Genomic DNA, 18,410 nt, shown 5'->3' on the forward strand with positions numbered 1-18,410 from the left:
GGAGCAACCGGTGAACAACGACGAACTGCTCGCCCGGCTGAGGGCCATCGACCCGGCTCGGACGTCTCGCGCTCCCTCACCCGACCTCAACCGCCTCCTGGAGGCCACCATGACCGCAGACACCAAAGCCCTGTCCACCAATGACGGCTCGGGCGGACGCCGCCGACGCCTGGTGCTTGCCGCAGCAGCAGCCGCGGTACTCGCGGTGGGAGGCGGCATCGCCTGGGGAATGGCGGCGACCGGCAGCCCGTCGTCCTCGGCATCCCCGCCGCCCAAGGCCGCCCCGGTGACCCTGACCGTCCCGGAGGCGCCTGCCGCCAAGTGCGCCGCGGTCACGGTCGACGTACTGGGCAGCATGCAGACCGCTTTCGAGGGCACGGCGACCTCCGTCAGGGGCAACCAGGTCGAACTCCGCGTGGACCACTGGTACCGCGGCGGGGACGCCTCCGCCGTCCGGCTCCAGAACGCAACGGAGATGGTCCCGCTGCTCAGCGGGGTGGAGTTCACAGCCGGTCGGCACTACCTCGTCACCGCCAACGACGGCCGTGTCACCCTGTGCGGCTACAGCGCCGAGGCCGACCCGCAGCTGCGCGGCCTCTACGACAAGGCGTACACCCGGTGAGCGCACGGGGGCGGCGACCGTTCCGTTGCTTGTGGAGCTCGCGACGCCATGCAGGTCGCCTAGGACTGCGGCGCCGAGCAGCTGTGCCGGCGGTTGCTGCCGAGGGCTGGACGGCCGTGTCCGGTTCCTGATCCCGGGGCCGGGCCCGTGAGTTCAGGACTCCGGGGTGAGAAGCCCGTACTGCATGGCGCGGGTGACCGCGGCGGTACGGTCGGAGACGCCGGGTTTGCCGAAGGCGCGCAGCAGATGCGTCTTGACCGTGGTGTCGCTGATGAAGAGCCGGCGCGTACCGCTGTCTCATTCATGCCTCCAGCTTTCAGCCGGCAGGGCATGCGCCGGGACGACCGACCAGGCGGACTCATGTCCTCCGTTCGGAGGACATGGGCTGTCGTACGGACGACGACGCGCACCGCGGGTCGGCCCGGCGACGTCATGCCGCACGCTTCACGCCCGCAGGCGTTCCCGACCACCAGGGCCAGGGCGTCCAAGTGAGGCATTCGGCGAAACGCCCTCGGTGAAGGGAAGTCACCGATACCGTGCGGGCACGGGCACGACAGCCGGCGTTCTGATCCTTCAACAACACTGTGAGGACACTGTGTTGCTCATTCAGGACCAGGATTACGTCCTGCTCAAGGACGGGCGGGTCCTCTCGGTGCACGGTCACACCCACCCGCCGGACCACGTGGTCGGCGAGCTGGCCTTCGTACCGGCGTCCGGGGGTGACTACACCTTCTTCGGTTCCCGGTACCGGAAGGCGTACGTGGCGGAAGGCCGGGGCATGTCCGAACGCGAGCGGGAGCGCGTCCGGGTCGAGACCGGCACCTGCTTCGACCACGCGCATCCGTTCGCCGCGAAGTCGCTCGTGCCCCTTGCACACATCGATCTCCACCTGTCGGCGTCGGTGGACCCACGCACCGGGGCGGCACCCGGCTCCTTCCTGCAGCGGTACGTCGGTGCGCATCTCGACGAACTCGGCCGCCTGCTGGGCGACGACATGCCCTCCGCCACGATCGGTATCACCGGCTCGGCGCGATTACTGCTGCAGGACCGCTCGGTGCGCTCGATGCACGACTTCGATGTCCTGTTCACCGGGCGTCCGGAGCCGCACCGTCTCATCGCCCGCCGACTGGCGGCGCACGGCGAGGCCAACGAGGAGGCACGGCTCCACGAGCACGGCAAGGGATGGCGCATCCGCCTGCGCACGCGCGCGGGCATCCTGTGCCCGTTCTTCCGCTACGAAGACCCGTCGGACGCCCCGCTGGCCGGGCTCACCGGCGTACGGACCCTGCTTCAGGACGTCACGGTCAGCGGGCGTGTGGTCGAGGACGATCACGGTGTCTACCTGCCCACCCTGCTCGCGATCGCGCCGGAACGGGTCTCCGCGCCGCTGCCGGCAGAGGTCGCCACGCGCCTTCCGGTGCTCGTCAGCCATATGCGTGACCGGGGGGACTTCTTCCGCGGCGACCGGGGCACCTTCACCGGCGAACTCTGCCATCTCACCACCCGTCGGGGGGACTTCATCGGGCTGTCGGTGATCGACGGATCGGACTCGCGTCTGGACACGCCACCGTGGCAGCCGTACTGACACCCGGGGACGCGGGCGTTCCGGCAACCATGCTCCCCGTTGCCCGGCAGGCGGCGGCGCAGGCCTTGGAGGAAGCGGTCACCGCCGTGTGGGGGCACCGGTTCGGCACGGTCTCGGTGACGCACGAGGTCGTCGATCCTCGCTCGCTCCACAGCGTGATCTCGCTCGTCAACGCCGACACGTTCGCCTCGGCGCAGGATCTGCTCCGCCAGTTCGTCGCGGCCGGGATCCCCCCGTACCAGCCCGTTGTGCTTCGCCGCCCGGAAACGGGCGGACTGCTCCTCGGGCCGTTGGTCGAACGCCACCCGAACGGGCTCGTCATCCTTGACGGAGTACACCGATGCCTCGCCGCTCTTCGGTACAGTCTGGCCACCGTGTCGGTGACCGTTCTCACCACCGAACTGAAGCCGGCCCCGGCCGGTCCATTCGTCCCGCTCGCGACCGTCACGCCATCCGTTTCACCACGAACGCGGATCCCGCTTTTCCGACACACGGGCAACGACAACTTCCGCCCGGCCCAAGCCTTCCTGACGCGGGCGCGGTCGCGCCTCGAACCCGATATCCACAGACTCCTGAAAGAGGATCACATGAGCCACGCCGACTACTCCTGGGACAAGGACTCGGAACTGAACGACGAATGTCTCAGTGCCGACGTCGTCCCGATGCGGTACGCCCTGACCGCGCCGCAGGTGGTGGTCAACGGCGACAAGCAGATCCTCATCGTCGACCCGCACGCCGCGGGTACCTGGGACACCTGGATGTTCCCCTACGCCTCGCTGATCCTTACCCGCGAGCAGCTGGCGGAGGGGACGGACGGCCAGGGCGCCGGCGACCGCGGGATCCTCGCCGTCGCGGAGGGAACGACGTTCCGGGAACTCTCCGAGGCCCTGGGCGCGCTGCGCCGCGGGCGCCAGGACGAGTACGTCTCCGCCATCCAGGCCGGCGTGAACAACGTCATCACGGATCTGAACGGCACATGGAATGGCAGCGAGTTCTACACGAACTACTCCCTGAAATTCTCCAAGACCTCGGACAGCTACACGGCCTACGAGTTCAGCTACTTCCTGAACCGGGTCGTGACGCTCTCGCCCGACATCCCGCACATGTGGATCGAGCCGCAGCTCCTCAGCGCGGAACTGCAGAACTCGGGCACCCCCTTCGGCCGCAAGGTCTCGTCCAATGTGGTCGACGCCCTTCCCGCCATTCACGGCATTCTGTGACCGACGGCGGGCCATGGGGGTGAGCAGATGACCTACCAAGTCCTCAGTGCCGAGAGTCCCGGGAAGATGCCGCTGCCGGCCAGCCCTTCCTCCGTATGGATCATCTCGACTCTGGAAATCGCTGTCGGCTCACAGGACGAGCGCCATCTCATTCTCATACACCCGAGCTATCCGCTCGCCGGGCAGCTCAACAGCGCGCCTCACGACGAGGGTTACTGGGCGCCGCCTTTCGTTGCCTATCCCGTCCCCCTCTCCTACTCACCGCCGACGACCGCGGGCTCGCTGCTGCAGCTCGCCACGGAAGCGGCCGAACAGATCGACATCGAGCGGGATCTCAACCATCTGGCGTACCAGATGGGCCTGCGGGACACCCGGATGAAGCGGCGCAGTTCCTTCCTGGAGTTGAAGGTGTCGCCGCGTTCGCCGAGTCTCGTGAAGGCGTACTACATCCTTCGCCACGGCCTGGTTGCCGTCGACACCTCCAGCTCACGCAACCTCGCGGATCCGGAACAGCGCCGCGGGTACGTTTTCCTGCCACTCGACCAGTACAAGTCCGCGACCCATGTCCGCCACAGCGAGGAACACGAGCGCAGCGAGCGGTGGTTCCTGGGCAAGCCGCTGATGAGCAACGTCGAGTACGTCCTGGGCGACGAGATGCGGAGGATGGCCATCAGCGAAGAGGGCCTCGACGTGGGGGCCGGTCTGTTCACGCGCGAGGAGCGGGGTGTCCTGTGCGTGGTCGACCTGGCGGGATACGGCACCGCGCTCAGTTACGCGCTCGACCACATGCACACGTTCTCCACGGCGGCGGCATCGGCTCAGGACGAGTTCCGCCGGCGCGTGGCGCATGAGTTCCACACCATGCTCGGCGACATCGGCACCACACAGGCCCAGTTCGCCGGTGACGGATTCGTCGCGGCTTTCCCCGAGCGGGTCTTCCCCGATGCCGCGGAACTGACCGCGAACATCCTCACCCGCTGGCAACGCCTCATCGACCTCGTCGAGGAACTCAACGGGTCCATCCGGGAGCCTGCGAAACGTGTGGGCACCCGCCTCGTACTGCACCACGGGGCGTACACCTACGGCCGTATTGCCGGCGCACGCAGCTTCGCAGCCGCGTTCGACGGTGCGTCGGTGATCGAGGCGGTCCGGCTGGAACAAGGGCTGGCCTCAGCCTCCAAGGAGAGGAGCACCGGGGTGTTCGCCTCACTTCCGCAACGCTCGCACCTGCTGGCGCTGAGCGCGGACCTCAGCGCTCGAATAGCGGGACCGGAACAGGAGGAGCGGTCCTTCGACGGGTGGTCGGCGCTCGGCCGGGCCCCACTGACCGCCAAGGAGTACGAGGGCAGCGCACGGATCTTCCAGCTCCCGGCGCGAGGCGGCGCACAGTGAGTCGTTCCGGCGGGGACACCCCGAGCCCGTTACCCGACACGGCGGCGTCGCTCGCCAACGACATCCTGCCCGTGCGCAGCACCGACCCCGCGCATCTGCGGTTCCTCGGCCGGGCTGCGGCCGCCACGGAGCGCCACCTCGACGACGCGGTGGCCAGGATCCGGTCGGGCACCCTCGGCCGCGGACTGTGGCACCCGACCGGATTCGCCACCTTCGAGGTGGCGCAGGTCGAACGGCTGGGCCTCGTCCGCGTCCATTTCTGGCCGATGGGCCTGCGCATGGCGCTCTCCGGCCACCCGCCGATCCACCAGCACTGCTTCCGCCTGTTCTCACGCGTTCTGGCGGGCGAGTACCGGGAGTCGCAGTACGGTCCGGCCGACTCCGTGACCGGCGCACAGCGCCGTGCCCCCGTCGCGGGCCGGCTCCTGCGCAAGTACGAAGTCCGAGACAACGGCGCCATGGGCAAGGACGAACTGCACGACACCGGCGAGGATCTGCGCGTGGTTCCCACGGTCCGTGCCGTCCGTTTCCCCGCCGGATCCTGGCACGAGGTGGAAGTGAACACGTTCCACGCGACGCCCATACCAAGAAGCCGGTTCTGTGCCACGCTGGCAGTCCTCAGCCTGCCGGTCCCCGGCGCCCACGACGTACTGCTGGGGCATCCCGGCTTCGGACCGGCCGTCCACACGCGGCGCGTCGTGAGCGACACGGAGTGGCAGCACATGCGCGCCCAGTTCATGGACGAGTGGAGGTACTAGGTGACCGCGTCGCAGCCGGACAACGCGGGCATACAGGCCTACGCCGAAAGACTGCTGGCCAATGCCCGGGACGAGGTCAAACAGGCTGATGCCAAGGCCTCGTTGCTCCTGGCCGCGTCCGGCGTCGCGCTGGGCGCGGTCCTGTCCGTCGCACTGTCTGAGGGCAAGTCGTTCGTGCCCACGGCCAACTCGGTGGAATGGCTCTGGTGGACCGGTCTGGCCGCGGCGATCGCGGGTGTGGGGCTCCTCGGGTACGCGGTCTGTCCCCGTAGCCGCCGGACGGCCGATGCCCCGGATCACCTCGTGGCCTACTTCGGTGATGTCGCGGAACACCCGAGGGCGAGCCTGGAAGCACGCATCGCCCGCACTCTCCAGACCCCGACAGCCTCCTCGCTGGATCAGCTCTACGAGGTCGCCCGCATCGCCGCCTTCAAGTACGCGTTGATCCGCCGGGCTCTGTGTCTGTTCGCCACCGCCGGCGTCCTGTGCGCGGCAGGGCTGCTGCTCAACCTGGTGGTGTGACCTGTCGGTACCGGCTGCACGCGAAGTTCCCGACAGGCCGGACACCACCGTGCGGCCCCGTCCTTGTCGTTGTCGACCCTGACGACGGCGGCGGAGAAGTCGAAGCTGACTCCGAAGTCGTAACCCCTGGCGGTGGTCATCGCGGCATCGATCGCGGTTTCCGGACACGATTCCAGCACCTATCCGTCTTTCACCTCATCGGCTGTCTTGGAAAGGCCCACATAAGCCTATCGGCCGACCCGACAGGCCGGTCCCATCTCAAGCTTGTAGCGTCGGACCACAGCACGACTGGCGGACCGGAAAACGGAAGGGGAATGAATTGACGCTCAGTAAGACGACTTCAAAGGTAACTTTGGGAACCGTTTCCGTTGCAGTCTCCATTGTCGTTGCAATTCCCCCCTCAACCCCCGCTTCCGCTCCCGCTTCCGCGCCCGCGCCCGCTGCCGCTCCGACTGCTCCCACCGCAGCCGAACCCCATGAGGCACGGAGGACGGAAAGCGCATCTCAGCGGATCAACGGCGAGTTGATTGAATGCGCGTCCGAAAACCCCAGACTGGCAATTTCCCTGACCCGAGGCATAGCGAAGTCCCTGAAGAGTCGCGCCAGCGAGGCCTCGATGGTGCTGTACGACCGAACCACTCATACATCGTGCACGTACGACGCGGACAAGCACTACGACTCCGCGAGCACGGTCAAGCCGGTGGTACTGGGCGCTCTGCTCCTGGCCAGGGGCGGCCACTTGGACGAGGACGAGCAGGACCTGGCCAGGAAGATGATCGTGAGCTCGGACAACGACGCGACGTACGCCCTGTGGGACAGCCTGGGGCCCAAAAGAGTTCAGAATTTCCTGGACAAGGCCGGAATAAGGAACACCATCATCAACGAAGCAGGCTTCATGGGCCTGACTCAGATCACTGCGAGGGACCAGGCCAGACTGCTTGAGCTGCTCACCGGCAAGGACAACGCGGTTCTGAAGGCCGAACAGCGCGCCTACATCCTGGGTCTTATGCACGACGTCGAGAAGGACCAGCGGTGGGGAGCGCCCGCCGGAGCCCCTTCGGACGCTTCCGTCCAGGTCAAGAACGGATGGCTGCAGCGTTCCGAGAGCGGGCTCAAGAATCCCTGGGACCGCGGGGACTGGAAAGTCCACAGCATGAGCGCATTCACCGGCCACGCCTACGACTATGGCCTCGTGGTCCTCACCGAGAACAACAGGGTCCCTGAAGACGAGTCGGAGGATGCGGGATGGGAATACGGCATGGATACGATTGAGGGCGTCGCGAAGGCCATCCACCACAGCCTGTACCCGGACCGGACTCCCCGGGCCACCAGCCGACCGCCTGTGAACGTGACGAAGGAGGCGGTTCCGGCCGGGTGACGGATTCGGCGACGAAGGCCGGGTGCGAGGCGGGAACTGAAATCGAGAAGTGCTGATCAACGTGTGGCCGGTCCTGCGCACGCTCATCAGCCGGGACATCCGCGACGTCTGGGAGAACGCCTCCTCCACACCGCAGACCCGAGCCTTACGAGTCCGGCTTCCAGTCCTGGACGAGGAGCCCGAGCAGCACCTCGTCAAGAAACTCGCCCATCACCCAGACCGAGGAGCGCAGCACGCCCTCGCGGACGAAGCCGTTGCGCTCAGCCGAGCGCAGCATCGCGGTGTTGTCCGACAGCGTCTCGATCTGCAGCCGCTGCAAGCCGCGCACGGCGAAGCCGTAGTGGCACAGCGCCGCGACCACGTCGGTGCCGTAACCCTTGCCGCGAGCGGACGGCAGCAGCCCCAGCCCGATGTGCGCGGACCGGTTGTGGTTGTCGATGCCCCACAGCGTCGCGGTGCCGACCAGCGTGCCGCCGGCCAGCTCCACCACAGAGAACGGGACGTGCCCTTCCTCCTTGTCGTCCACCACGAGCCGCGGGTCCTTCGAGCCGGGCGTGATCGGCCGCCACGGCCGGCCTTCGGCCCTCGAGGCGTTGACCACGTCGTCGTAGAGCTCGGCCCGCAGGATCGGGATGTCGTCCTCGTGCCGGGCCCTGAGCCCGACCTTGCTGCCCTTTAGCATGCAAGCTTCCTATCCGACCGGGCTCGCCGACGGCAAACGAGTAAGGCAGCTGCGTTGGCATCTCCCAGGCCCCCAGGGCCTGGAAGCGCGTCGCTGGGCCCCGGAAGATCCGCCGGACAGGGCCTAGGCGCGGCGTCCTTGGTTCCTGGGGTGGTTGCGGGCCGTGCGCTCATTGCCGAACTTGTACGCGCCCGTCCAGCGGGCCATCACCGCCTGGGCGTCGCCGGACTCCACTTCCGCGGCGAACTGCGCCGCACGGTTGCCACGCAGTGTGGCGGCCTTCCGTCCGCGATGGGTGATGACGATGGTGCCGTCGGCGCGGGATTCGTAGCTGAATCCGGAAGGGGTCGGCATGATCGGACCTGCCTCGTCTCTCGGTGTCTGGCGAACACTGCTGAAAACCGGCGCAGCGGGCAACGGCGCGCGCCTGGAGGTTCAGACTGTGACGCCTGTTCTGGTCGGTGCCCAGAGGGATGCACGCGCAGCACGTGAGGGACGGTACCTTCCTCCTCCGCCGGCGGTTTGCGGACCAAGAACCGGACCAGCGCGTTCAGTTGGCGGGCGCATCCGCCGCCCTACTGCACACGTCGGTCCAGACCCGCGATCCGTGTTCGTCCGGCCACCGCTCCTTGGAAGCCCGCGTCCCTCTCGCGGGAGCCGCTCATCCCGGCATTCGTGACGACATGTCCGGGAGTACGGGACAGCACCGCCAGCAAATCTTTGCAGCAGCATCACAAGGGCTGCGCACCGCCTTCGGCGGGTGCCGTTAGCGTTGCTGGCCGCTCGATCCCGCGTGCGAACTTGAAGAGGTCGCCGGCGTCCCTGGCGGCGCAATCAGCACAGAAAGATCGCAGATGGACTACTGCTCCACGTGCCGTCGGAATCTCAACGGGGCTCTCGTGTGCCCAGGGTGCGGCGCCTACGCTCCGGACATCGCCCCGCCTGCCCACCGTCTCCACGACGCGGTCGCCTCTGACGCAACGATGCGGGAGTCATGGCGCGCGGAGCAGGTCCCCGCTCCGGAGTTCCACCCCGGGGCTCATGACGCCGGTGCCGCTCCGGTCGGCAGCGGGGCGTCCGAAGACGCGATGGCGGATGTATCGAGCACTGAGCGTTCGTCCGGCTCGTCGAGTTCAGCTGGTTCGTCCGGTGACCTCGACGGCTCCGCTCCCGCCCTGCAAGGCGGCCGGGCGGCTCGGCGCCGGCAGCTGGCACGTTGGAAGAAGAACCGGCGTCGGGCCTTGACCGCGACGGCCGTCGCCCTGGTCGGTGGCGGCCTGACCGTCGCCGCGCTGCCGGCCGTCAGGCCTTCGGCGAGCCACACACACGCAGCCTCACGGCCGGAACCGGTCACCACGGCCACGCCCGGGACAGCGCCCACCGGCGGGGCGTCGGAGCAGCCGGACAGCCAGGCTTCGCGGCGTACCAGCACTCGCCCGCCCGTGACAACGAGCGGGGGGCAGAACACCGCCGCCGCACCTCCCAGCGCGACGACGGTCCGGCATGCCACAACGGCCACCGCGGCCGAGCCCCCCACGACGCCGCACACCGCAGCCGAACCGGCCAAGGGGACGCACGTCGGCAACACCGCCGCCCCAGCCGCCCCAGCACCAGCCGCAGCCCCACCGACCCCGGAGACCACCGCGCCCGCTTCAACCGAAGCTCCCGACGAAGGCACTTCGGCTCCTCTGAACCTCTTGCCGACAACTCCGTCGGCCGGGCCGACCTCGCCGGCGCACGTGTGCCTGATCGGTGTGTGCATCGGCTGATTGCTCCGCTGCGATCGCACACCGACGCCTGCTCACGCTGCCGAATGCCACCGCCGAAACATCAAGGAGGCCGAGTCCCCGTGAGCGCCTGCTACCGAGCACAGCTGCACAGAATCGGCCGGTGGTGGGCCGTCGACATTCCGGAACTCGGCCTCCACACTCAGAGCCGCACCCTCGACGAGGCCGGGGACGTGGCGCGCGACGCCATCGCCGAAGCACACGGCACTCGACCGGACACGATCGCCGTGGAACTGGTGGTTCCGGAGTTCGCAGCACTGCTGCAGGGCGTGCTGGAAGCGAGAAGGCAGCGGGCGTGGGCCGACACTGCCGAGCAGCGGGCGTGGGCCGATGCTGCCGAGCAGCGGGCGATCGCCGCTGCTGCTCGCACGCTGGTCGAGGACCTGCGCGTGAGCCAGGGTGACGCCTGCCGACTGCTCGGCATATCTCACCAGGAGGTGTCGCAGCTCTCCCCGGCCCGCGGATCCGCCGTTCCACGTCCATGGCGCCTCGACCCACTGTCCACGCCGAGCGCACCGAGCCTCGGTATCCGCAGCAGCGGTGATACGGGGCAGCACGCGAACGGGCGTCAGCGTCCGCGACCGGGGCTCGCCGATGGCGCACCCGACAGCGGCGGCACGTCGCGCCCGAAGCGGCACCGGCAGGGAGCATCCATCCGTCCGCGCTGGGCGATTGCGGAGGATGACGCCTGAAGGACGGGCATGGCGGAGGGGTCGGCTCCGGCGATTCGACCGGGTGTCACCGGAACTGCGGGTGCCACACCTCTCCGGTGGGGCCGTCATCGCCGACGACCGTGATGTCCGGCCATTTGTCGAACGCGGAGCAGGGGTGGGAGATACCGAGGTCGACCTCGTCACCTACGTGCAGGCCGTGTGCGTCGGTCAGGACCAGATGGTGGTCGAAGATCTGGGTCGCGGTGGCGCTCGCGGCGGGACGCGGCTGTCCTTGCGGGCCGCGGACGCTGATCAGGACCGGCAGGCCTGCGTCGTAGGGAAGTTCGCGCTTGCCGGCGCCGATGACGGCTCGTCCTGGTTCCGGGGTCGACAGAACGACCGCGCGGACGGTGAGGGCCGCTTCCAGCCCCGGGAAGGGCGAGACATGCTCGTAGGTGCCGTGGTCGTGGGTGACGTAGCAGCCGGACCGCAGCACGAACACCGGCTCCTGGCCGCCGAGTTGCCCGAGTACCTCGCGGTGGGCTGCGACGGCCCGGTCGGGGAAGGCTGATCCGCCCATGCTGAAGACGGGCTGTCCGGTCCGGACCAGCGGCGCCAGGCCGCGGAACACCTCGGCCGCCTGGCGGCAGTGGGCGTCGACGTCGGCGACCGTGGCGGAGTCCCGGCGGTTGGGCCGGATCCCCTCGTAGCCCGCGACACCGGCGAGGAGCAGCCCGGACGGGATCTCGGCGACGGCCTTGCCGAGCGCAATCGCAGCATCGGCATCCCGTACGCCCGTCCGCCCTCCCGGAGCACCCACGTCGACGAGCACCCGCAGGGGGTTGCGCGCACCCTCCACGGCGGAACGCGCCAGGTCGAGTCCCTCTGCCGAGTCGACGAAACAGAAGACTTCGAGGCCGGGGCCGAGGTCGGCGTCGGTGTCGGCCCCGGCGTCGGTGTCGGTGTCGGGAATCGAGTCGAGCCAGTGCCGCACGAGGGCGAGGTCAGGGCCGTGGATCACCTCGTTGGCGATCACGATGCGGCGAAGTCCCCATCCCAGCGCGACGCCGGCCTGCCGCACCGTGGCAACCGTGACTCCCCAAGCCCCGGCCGCCGTCTGCCGTTCCACGATGGGGCGGGTCATCGTGGTCTTGATGTGCGGGGCCAGCTCGACGCCCTGCTCGCGGCACCAGTCGCCCATCAGCCCCACATTGCGCTCCAGGGCACCCAGACCGAGCCGCAGCTCGGGCAGCTCGCGCGCGGGGAAGCCTGCGGGTGCGGCACCGCTGGGGTTCATCGATCCTCCGGATGTGGGTCCTGGCGCGACGCCGGCCCCGGCGATCGCCGTACGTCCGTAGTGCGTCGTGCGTCGTGCGTGGTGCGTCGTCCGTCGTGCGGCTCGGCGGGTGTCCGCCAGGAACGGGCAACGTCTATATCGGATGCAGTGTCGCCTATCCTAGACACTAGTGGCCACTATGCTGGATGTCGCACATCGTTTACCGGACGGAGGACGGTCCATGACGGCCGGCGATCACCCGCCCGGCTCGGAGGAGACACCCCGAGACACGGGCATCGGCCGGCACCTGCGCCGCGAGCGCCTGGACAAGGGCTACACGCTGGAGAAGCTGGCCGAGGAGACGGGCCTGTCCCGCAGCTACCTCAGCAACATCGAGCGCAACGTCAACAGCCCCACCATCAACACCCTGCGCACGATCGTCGACGCCCTCGGCGTCTCCCTCAGCCGGCTCTTCCGGGACATCGACCGCGAACAGCGCGTCCTCACCCGCCCGGACCAACGGGTGGAGCTCACCCGTGCCGGAGTGGAAGGGATCACCTACTCCCTGCTCAACCCCAACCCCGTCGGCAGACTCGAAATGATGATCCTCGAGGTGGCTCCCGGGGCATCCTCCGGAGACCGGCCCCACACCCACGCCGGAGAGGAAGTCGGTCTCCTCCTCAGCGGGGAACTCGACTACTGGGTCGACGGCGTCCACTACCGCCTACAGCCCGGCGACAGCGTCAGCTTCGAGTCCACCACTCCTCACCGCTACCACAACCCCGGCACGGTCCCGGCGGTCTGCGTCTGGTCGGAGACCCCGCCGGGCTTCTGACCCGACGGGACACGACCAACTGGGACACGACCGTCCGGAACTCGGCTGCCCAGGCGGACGCCCCGGTCGCGAAGGAGCGAGGAACGAGCGGCTCTGCCGGAACGGATTCGCGATCACGAGCAGGCCACCGCTCAACGGTCCGGGCGGCAGCGGATCCCAGGCTCGGAGCTCGGGGCTCGGAGCTCGGGTTCCACTCCCGTCACCGCCACATGATCAGGACTCAGATCGGATCGGATTCAGAACAGATTGGATCGGATCAGACCTGGAGCCCGTCGGCCCACAACTGGACCACACCCCGTGGACAGGCCCGCTCACCCCCGTGGAGAGGGCCGTCATCGGAGTCACCCCATCGTTTCCAAGCACCACGCCCTCATCAAGACCAATCTTCTGTACGATCGGTAAGTGGCATTTACCGAACTGGGGGAGATAGAAGCGTTCCTGGCCCTTGCCGAGGAACTGCACTTCGCCAGGGCAGCGGACCGGCTCCGGCTGTCCCGACCGCGGGTGAGTCAACTCATCCAGTCGCTCGAACGGCGCATCGGAGACCGTCTGTTCGACCGCACGAGCCGCCGGGTGACCCTCACACCCACCGGCAGCTTCCTGCTGGAACGGGTGAAGCCGAGCTTCGAGGGGTTGCAGCGATCCATCGAGGAGACCCAGGCATTCGCCCGCGAGCTGCGCATCGGGTTCCTCGGACCGTTCGCCGGCGCGGTGGACGCCTCGGTGGCCAACTTCCGCCGCACTCACCCGGAGTGGTCGATCAGCATGACCGAGACCCGCTGGGGCGACTACTTCGGACCGCTGCGGCGCTCCGAGGTGGACATGCAGGTCACCATCTGGCCGGTTCAGGAGCCGGACCTCACCAGTGGCCCGGTGATCGCCGAGTATCCACGGGTGCTCGCCGTCTCGGCGGGCAGTCCGCTCGCGACCAGGTCGTCGGTCGACGCGGAGGAACTGGCCGAGCACACGATGGTCGAGATGCCGGTGACCGCTCCCAAGGAGATCCGCGAGGGATTTCTGCCGCAGCGTACGCCCGGCGGACGACCCATCCGCAGAGGGCGCCTGGTCAAGACGCAGCACGAGATGCTCAGCCTCGTCGCGACGAGCAGCGAGGTCTGCGCGACCTCCACCGCGCTGACGCAGTACTACCGCCACCCCGACGTTGCGTTCGTGCCGCTGACCGGACTGCCGCCGGCCCGGGCCGTGATCAGCTGGCGCACTGCCAACGAGAACGCCAAAGTCAGGGACTTCACAGCATCACTGCCGTCGCTCACCTGACACGACACGACACCAAGGCGCGGTGACGAGATCAGCGTCCTCGTGTCGGAAGGCCCGTTTGCCTTCGCCGACGAGGACTGGGACGGCTCATTCATCACACTCGAATCGCCGGCGTTCGTCGCACCGGCGGAGATCAGGCTGCCGCGCCGCCTGGCGGACATCGTCGCTCCACAGGCGGCCGCCCGTAGCGATCGGGCCGGAGCCACGGCCTGGACTCCGGCGGCCGCACCCCGCCGCCCACGCCTACGCCTACGCCTACGCCTACGCCTACGGAATCGCGTTCAGCCTTTGACGACCCCCAGCGGGACCAGGCGGGCAACCTTGCGGCACAGTCCCGCACCCTCGCTCGCCTGTACGACGCGGTCGATGTCCTTGTACGCCATCGGGGCCTCCTCCGCGAGTCCGCGCCAGGAGGCGCCCCGCACCGCGATGCCCTGTGACTCCAGCTCCGCCCGCAGGTGCTTGCCATCGACCTCGCGTGCCGCGCGGTGCCTGCTCCGTACTCGCCCGGCGCCATGGCAGGTCGAGTGCCACGCACCGCCGCCCGGCACGCCCGCCAGCACGTAGGAGGCGGTGCCCATGGTGCCCGGGATGAGCACGGGCTGGCCGAACCCGGCGAGGTCGCGCGGGAGATCGGAGTGCCCCGCCGGCAGTGCACGGGTGGCTCCCTTGCGGTGGACACACAGCCGCAGCGTGGAGCCGGCGAAGGGGTGCGTCTCGATCTTGGCCAGGTTGTGCGAGATGTCGTAGACGAGGTCCAGGTCGCAGCCGACCGTTTCGGCGAAGGCCCGCCGGGCGGCCTCGGACAGCAGCTGGCGGTTGGCGCGCGCGTAGTTGGCCGCGGCGGCCATCGCGGCCAGGTACGCGCGGCCCTCGTCGGAGTCCACGGGGACACAGGCGAGCTGCCGGTCGGGGACCTCGATTCCGTACCGCGACATGGCCCGGTCCATGGTGCGGACATGGTCGGTGCAGATCTGGTGCCCCAGGCCTCGGGAGCCGCAGTGGATCATCACGCAGACCTGCCGCTCCCGCAGCCCCATCGCCCGCGCCGCGGCCTCGTCGTAGACGGTGTCGACGGCCTGCACCTCCAGGAAGTGGTTGCCCGAGCCCAGACTGCCCACCTGACCGAGGCCTCGTTCCACGGAGCGATCGCTGACCTGCTCGGGAGCGGCCCCGGGCAGCACGCCCTCGTCCTCGCAGCGCCACAGGTCGCGGGCAACGCCATGTCCGCGCTCCACCGCGTACCGCGCGCCGCCCGTCAGGACCTGCTCCAGCTCGGACCGGCTGACCGACCACACCGCGCCCCGTCCCGCTCCGCGCGGGATACGCCTGCCGAGGTCGTCCATCAGGTGCCGCAAGCGGTGCGGCGCGAGCGCATCGCGGTCGTAACCGGCCGCGAGCAGCCGGACCCCGCAGGAGATGTCGAAGCCGACGCCACCGGGTGAGATCACACCGCCTGCCGCCGTGTCGGTCGCGGCGACGCCGCCGATCGGGAAGCCGTAGCCCCAGTGCACGTCCGGCATCGCGTACGAGGCGTCGACGATGCCCGGCAGCATGGCCACATTCACGACCTGGACCAGGGCCTGGTCCCCGGCGGCCTCGGGCAGCAGATCGCGGCTGGCGAACACCACGCCCGGCACGCGCATCTTCCCGTGGCGGTCGACGCGGAACCGGAACGGTCCCTCCTCCACGATCTCGACGGCTGTCCCGGTTGTCCCGGCTGTCCTGACCACGATCGATCGCCTCCTCCGGTCCCCCTTCACACCGGCCGAGCGGCGCGACCCGGCTCATACGTCCAGCGTCACCGAACAGTTCCAGCCCTCGGCCCCGTGGGCGAACACCAGCTCATGGAGCGTCACCGCCTTGGGCACCGCGCCGATCACCGGCAGCGAGTCGACGCCGGCGACCCGGAAGCCCACCTGCACACCGCCCGGGATCGCTGCCACGTCGACGTCGACCGGAACCTCCCCCGCGGTGTCGAGCCAGTACACGACCTCCTCCAGCAGGGCCACCAGCAACTCCTCGTCGTGGTCCGCCCTGATCACCACGTCCCGTGTGCGGTCACCCGTCGCTCCGCCGAGGTCGACGAACGACTCGGCGACGCCGCGCACCGCATGCGCCAGGCAGTCCTCACGGCTCGGGGCCCATGCCTCGACCCGCAGGTCAGCGGTGTGCGGAACACTGCGGTGCCCGCCCGGCCGGGCCGGGGGCTCCAGATCCATCGCCGCCCCATTTCCCTGGGCGTCATTCCTGACACACCCATCCTCACCCCTGGCGGGTGCACAGCGCAGCCGGCCTCGATCCAGCAGAAGAATGAGAAATGGGATCGCGAAGACCGAAGCACGAACCCGGCGGCGGTGGGAGTTCCACTCCCACCGCCGCCGGGTTCCAGACACACTCGCCCGTGGCCCTCGGTTCAGCGCACCGTGATCGACCGGATCAGGCGCACCGGGTTCCGTCCGCCGGAGCTCGGCCCTCGAGCAGGTAGGTGTCAACTGCGTCGTCGACGCACGAGTTACCCATGACGTACCCGCTGTGGCCGTCGCCGTCGCGGGTCAGCAGCACACCGGAGTCCAGCTGCTCTGCCAGCCCCTGGGCCCACGGGTACGGCGTGGCCGGGTCCCGGGTGGTGCCCACCACCAGGATCGGGGGTGTTCCCGGAGCATTGACCGCGTGCGGGGTGCCGACCGGCTTGGCCGGCCAGTCCGCGCAGCTCAGCGCGCTCCAGGCGAGCCACTCCCCGAACACGGGGGACGCCTGCCGGAAGGAGGGAATCTCGGCCTGGACCTGCTCGGCCGAGGTCACGGCCGGGGGATGGTCCAGGCAGTCGATCGCCGTGAACGCCTCCTGGCCGATGCCGGGGCCGGAGAGAGCCATCAGCCCCAGGTCCGCCCCGTTGCCGGCCAGCGCCTGCTCCAGGGCCGCCCGCAGCTGGGGCCAGGCGTCCTTGGAGTAAAGGGCCCCGAGAATGGCCGAAAGGGCGGTGTCCTTGTCGAGGGTGCCCGCCTCGGCCGCCGGCAGCGGCTTGCGGTCCAGGCTCGCCAGCAGCTCGTCCAGACGCTGCCGGGCCCCGGCCAGGTCGGTGCCCAGCGGGCAGTCCGCCCTGGTGGCACAGTCGGCCAGGAAAGCGTCCAGGGCCAGCTCGAACCCGGCCGCCTGCTCGCGCGCCGCGTCCAGCGCGTCGACCCGGGGGTCGACGGCCGCGTCGAGAACCAGCCGACCGACCTGGTCGGGGAACAGCTCGGCGTAGAGGGTGCCCAGGTAGGTGCCGTAGGACACGCCGATGTAGTGCAGCTTCTCGTCCCCGAGAGCGGCGCGGAGCACATCCATGTCCCGAGCGCTCTCCTCGGTGGAGACATGGGCCAGCCGCGCCCCGGAGTTGGCCTGGCAGGAGGCGGCGAACTCCTTGTTGGCATCGACGTATCTGGTGACCTCGGCCGGGTTGTCCGGGGAGGCGTCGAACGTAGCGGGGTCGGCCGACAGCATGGGTGCGCAGCGTATCGGCGCGCTCTGCCCGACACCGCGCGGGTCGAAGCTGACGAAGTCGTACCGGGAGCGCAGCTGTGCGGTGGAGAACACGTCCGGATCAGACTGCACGGTCTCGATACCGGATCCGCCCGGGCCGCCCGGGTTGTACACCACAGAGCCGATCCGCTCGCCCGGGTCGGTCGCCTGCCTGCGGGCAAGCGCCAGCTCGATCGTGGGCCCACCCGGGTCGGCGTAGTCCAGGGGCACCTCCAGCTGACCGCACTGGACACCGGTACCGCAGGAGTGCCAGTTGATCTTCTGGGTGTAGAAGGGACTCAGCCCTGCCGGTGGGGAGGTGTCGATGATCTTCGCGACGCCCTGGTAGACGAGCGACGGTGTGTGCATGAACAGCACGCTCAGCAGTCCCGCACTGGCAACCAGACCGACCAGCGCGGCCGGCCACGCGGGACCCCAACGCCGACGGCTCACTCCGGGGGCCAGGAAATCGGCGACACGTCCGAGCAGCGCGGACGTCCCTGTCAGGGCCTGACGCAGTGCCCGCCCGCGCTTGGCCGTCCAGCGCAGGACGGACGCGGTACGGGAGGGACGCACGGGAGGCTCGCTTCCGTGGTGAGGGTCCGGCGCTTGGGTGGTCATGGTCGTTCTCCAGTCTCCGAGGTGGCCGTGAATGCCGGCCCGCACTTCGAGTGAAGGCGACGAAGACTTTTCGGTTAACTCCCGAAAAAGCGTGACTTGACACGGTTCTTGATCTCTGCATCTTGAGATCAACCCAGGTCAGGGGCGCCCGGGGTGTTTCTTGGGCGCGGCCGCAGCGCCTCGGCCTTCCACCGATGTGGAAGGCCGAGGTCGTGGTGAGCAGGGCGCCCGAGGTGTGCCTGCTGGGGACGGCGACACCTGCGGAGCCCGGGGTGTTCGACCCGATCGTGCGGATCA

At 69.1% G+C, this 18,410-nt stretch carries 17 protein-coding genes and 2 pseudogenes; 12 read left to right on the forward strand and 7 right to left on the reverse strand.

Features of this window, described 5'->3' with window-relative positions:
- Window positions 1-10 precede the first annotated feature (10 nt).
- Window positions 11-622, forward strand: a complete 612-nt coding sequence (locus ACZ6ZQ_RS25995; RefSeq protein ID WP_469770912.1) for a hypothetical protein — start codon at window positions 11-13, stop codon at window positions 620-622.
- Between the two features lie 153 nt (window positions 623-775).
- Here ACZ6ZQ_RS25995 and ACZ6ZQ_RS26000 read toward each other — a convergent pair.
- A pseudogene (locus ACZ6ZQ_RS26000) lies at window positions 776-907 on the reverse strand (DNA-binding response regulator); the annotation flags it as partial.
- Window positions 908-1,220: 313 nt separating this feature from the next.
- Between ACZ6ZQ_RS26000 and ACZ6ZQ_RS26005 the strand changes: the two are divergent.
- The 6 genes from ACZ6ZQ_RS26005 (at window position 1,221) to ACZ6ZQ_RS26030 (ending at window position 7,477) form a co-directional block, all read left to right on the forward strand.
- Window positions 1,221-2,207 (forward strand): hypothetical protein, encoded by a 987-nt coding sequence (locus tag ACZ6ZQ_RS26005; protein WP_469770913.1) that lies wholly within the window; start codon window positions 1,221-1,223, stop codon window positions 2,205-2,207.
- A complete protein-coding gene (locus tag ACZ6ZQ_RS26010) occupies window positions 2,192-3,427 on the forward strand; it encodes a hypothetical protein (RefSeq protein ID WP_469770914.1) in 1,236 nt (411 codons plus the stop codon). Before ACZ6ZQ_RS26005 ends, ACZ6ZQ_RS26010 begins: the two co-directional genes overlap by 16 nt.
- A gap of 27 nt (window positions 3,428-3,454) precedes the next feature.
- Window positions 3,455-4,819 carry a hypothetical protein gene (locus ACZ6ZQ_RS26015; RefSeq protein ID WP_469770915.1) on the forward strand — a complete coding sequence of 455 codons (1,365 nt, stop codon included), beginning with the start codon at window positions 3,455-3,457 and terminating at the stop codon, window positions 4,817-4,819.
- Window positions 4,816-5,577, forward strand: a complete 762-nt coding sequence (locus ACZ6ZQ_RS26020; RefSeq protein WP_469770916.1) for a hypothetical protein — start codon at window positions 4,816-4,818, stop codon at window positions 5,575-5,577. The genes ACZ6ZQ_RS26015 and ACZ6ZQ_RS26020 overlap by 4 nt, the downstream gene beginning before the upstream one ends.
- Window positions 5,578-6,099 (forward strand): Pycsar system effector family protein, encoded by a 522-nt coding sequence (locus ACZ6ZQ_RS26025; RefSeq protein ID WP_469770917.1) that lies wholly within the window; start codon window positions 5,578-5,580, stop codon window positions 6,097-6,099.
- Between the two features lie 616 nt (window positions 6,100-6,715).
- Entirely contained in the window at window positions 6,716-7,477 is a 762-nt protein-coding gene (locus tag ACZ6ZQ_RS26030; RefSeq protein ID WP_469770918.1) for a serine hydrolase, read from the forward strand.
- A gap of 145 nt (window positions 7,478-7,622) precedes the next feature.
- Here the strand turns inward: ACZ6ZQ_RS26030 and ACZ6ZQ_RS26035 are convergent, their stop codons facing one another.
- Window positions 7,623-8,159: a GNAT family N-acetyltransferase gene (locus ACZ6ZQ_RS26035; protein WP_469770919.1), complete on the reverse strand. Its 537-nt coding sequence runs from the start codon at window positions 8,157-8,159 to the stop codon at window positions 7,623-7,625.
- A 123-nt stretch (window positions 8,160-8,282) separates the two neighbouring features.
- Complete coding sequence (locus tag ACZ6ZQ_RS26040) at window positions 8,283-8,513, reverse strand: hypothetical protein (protein WP_469770920.1); 231 nt, start codon at window positions 8,511-8,513, stop codon at window positions 8,283-8,285.
- 500 nt (window positions 8,514-9,013) lie between these two features.
- Between ACZ6ZQ_RS26040 and ACZ6ZQ_RS26045 the strand changes: the two genes are divergently transcribed.
- Window positions 9,014-9,928: an SCO2400 family protein gene (locus ACZ6ZQ_RS26045; RefSeq protein WP_469770921.1), complete on the forward strand. Its 915-nt coding sequence runs from the start codon at window positions 9,014-9,016 to the stop codon at window positions 9,926-9,928.
- A gap of 80 nt (window positions 9,929-10,008) precedes the next feature.
- Window positions 10,009-10,638 carry a hypothetical protein gene (locus tag ACZ6ZQ_RS26050; protein WP_469770922.1) on the forward strand — a complete coding sequence of 210 codons (630 nt, stop codon included), beginning with the start codon at window positions 10,009-10,011 and terminating at the stop codon, window positions 10,636-10,638.
- A gap of 46 nt (window positions 10,639-10,684) precedes the next feature.
- On the opposite strand, the gene ACZ6ZQ_RS26055 is transcribed toward ACZ6ZQ_RS26050, so the two are convergent.
- Window positions 10,685-11,896 (reverse strand): type III PLP-dependent enzyme domain-containing protein, encoded by a 1,212-nt coding sequence (locus ACZ6ZQ_RS26055; RefSeq protein WP_469770923.1) that lies wholly within the window; start codon window positions 11,894-11,896, stop codon window positions 10,685-10,687.
- Window positions 11,897-12,116: 220 nt separating this feature from the next.
- On the opposite strand from ACZ6ZQ_RS26055, the gene ACZ6ZQ_RS26060 reads away from it, so the two are divergent.
- On the forward strand, window positions 12,117-12,710 hold the full coding sequence (locus ACZ6ZQ_RS26060; protein ID WP_469770924.1) for a cupin domain-containing protein: 594 nt from the start codon (window positions 12,117-12,119) through the stop codon (window positions 12,708-12,710).
- A 402-nt stretch (window positions 12,711-13,112) separates the two neighbouring features.
- On the forward strand, window positions 13,113-13,988 hold the full coding sequence (locus ACZ6ZQ_RS26065; RefSeq protein WP_469770925.1) for a LysR family transcriptional regulator: 876 nt from the start codon (window positions 13,113-13,115) through the stop codon (window positions 13,986-13,988).
- Between the two features lie 281 nt (window positions 13,989-14,269).
- Here the strand turns inward: ACZ6ZQ_RS26065 and ACZ6ZQ_RS26070 are convergent, their stop codons facing one another.
- From ACZ6ZQ_RS26070 to ACZ6ZQ_RS26080, 3 genes are all read right to left on the reverse strand, one after another.
- Entirely contained in the window at window positions 14,270-15,721 is a 1,452-nt protein-coding gene (locus tag ACZ6ZQ_RS26070; protein WP_469770926.1) for an RtcB family protein, read from the reverse strand.
- Window positions 15,722-15,775: 54 nt separating this feature from the next.
- Window positions 15,776-16,210 (reverse strand): archease, encoded by a 435-nt coding sequence (locus ACZ6ZQ_RS26075; RefSeq protein ID WP_469770927.1) that lies wholly within the window; start codon window positions 16,208-16,210, stop codon window positions 15,776-15,778.
- Window positions 16,211-16,427: 217 nt separating this feature from the next.
- Entirely contained in the window at window positions 16,428-18,113 is a 1,686-nt protein-coding gene (locus ACZ6ZQ_RS26080; protein WP_469770928.1) for an alpha/beta hydrolase, read from the reverse strand.
- A 203-nt stretch (window positions 18,114-18,316) separates the two neighbouring features.
- Here ACZ6ZQ_RS26080 and ACZ6ZQ_RS26085 point away from each other — a divergent pair.
- Window positions 18,317-18,410: pseudogene (locus tag ACZ6ZQ_RS26085) on the forward strand (DNA-binding response regulator); the annotation flags it as partial.

This window comes from Streptomyces sp. NPDC053673 (assembly GCF_055585225.1).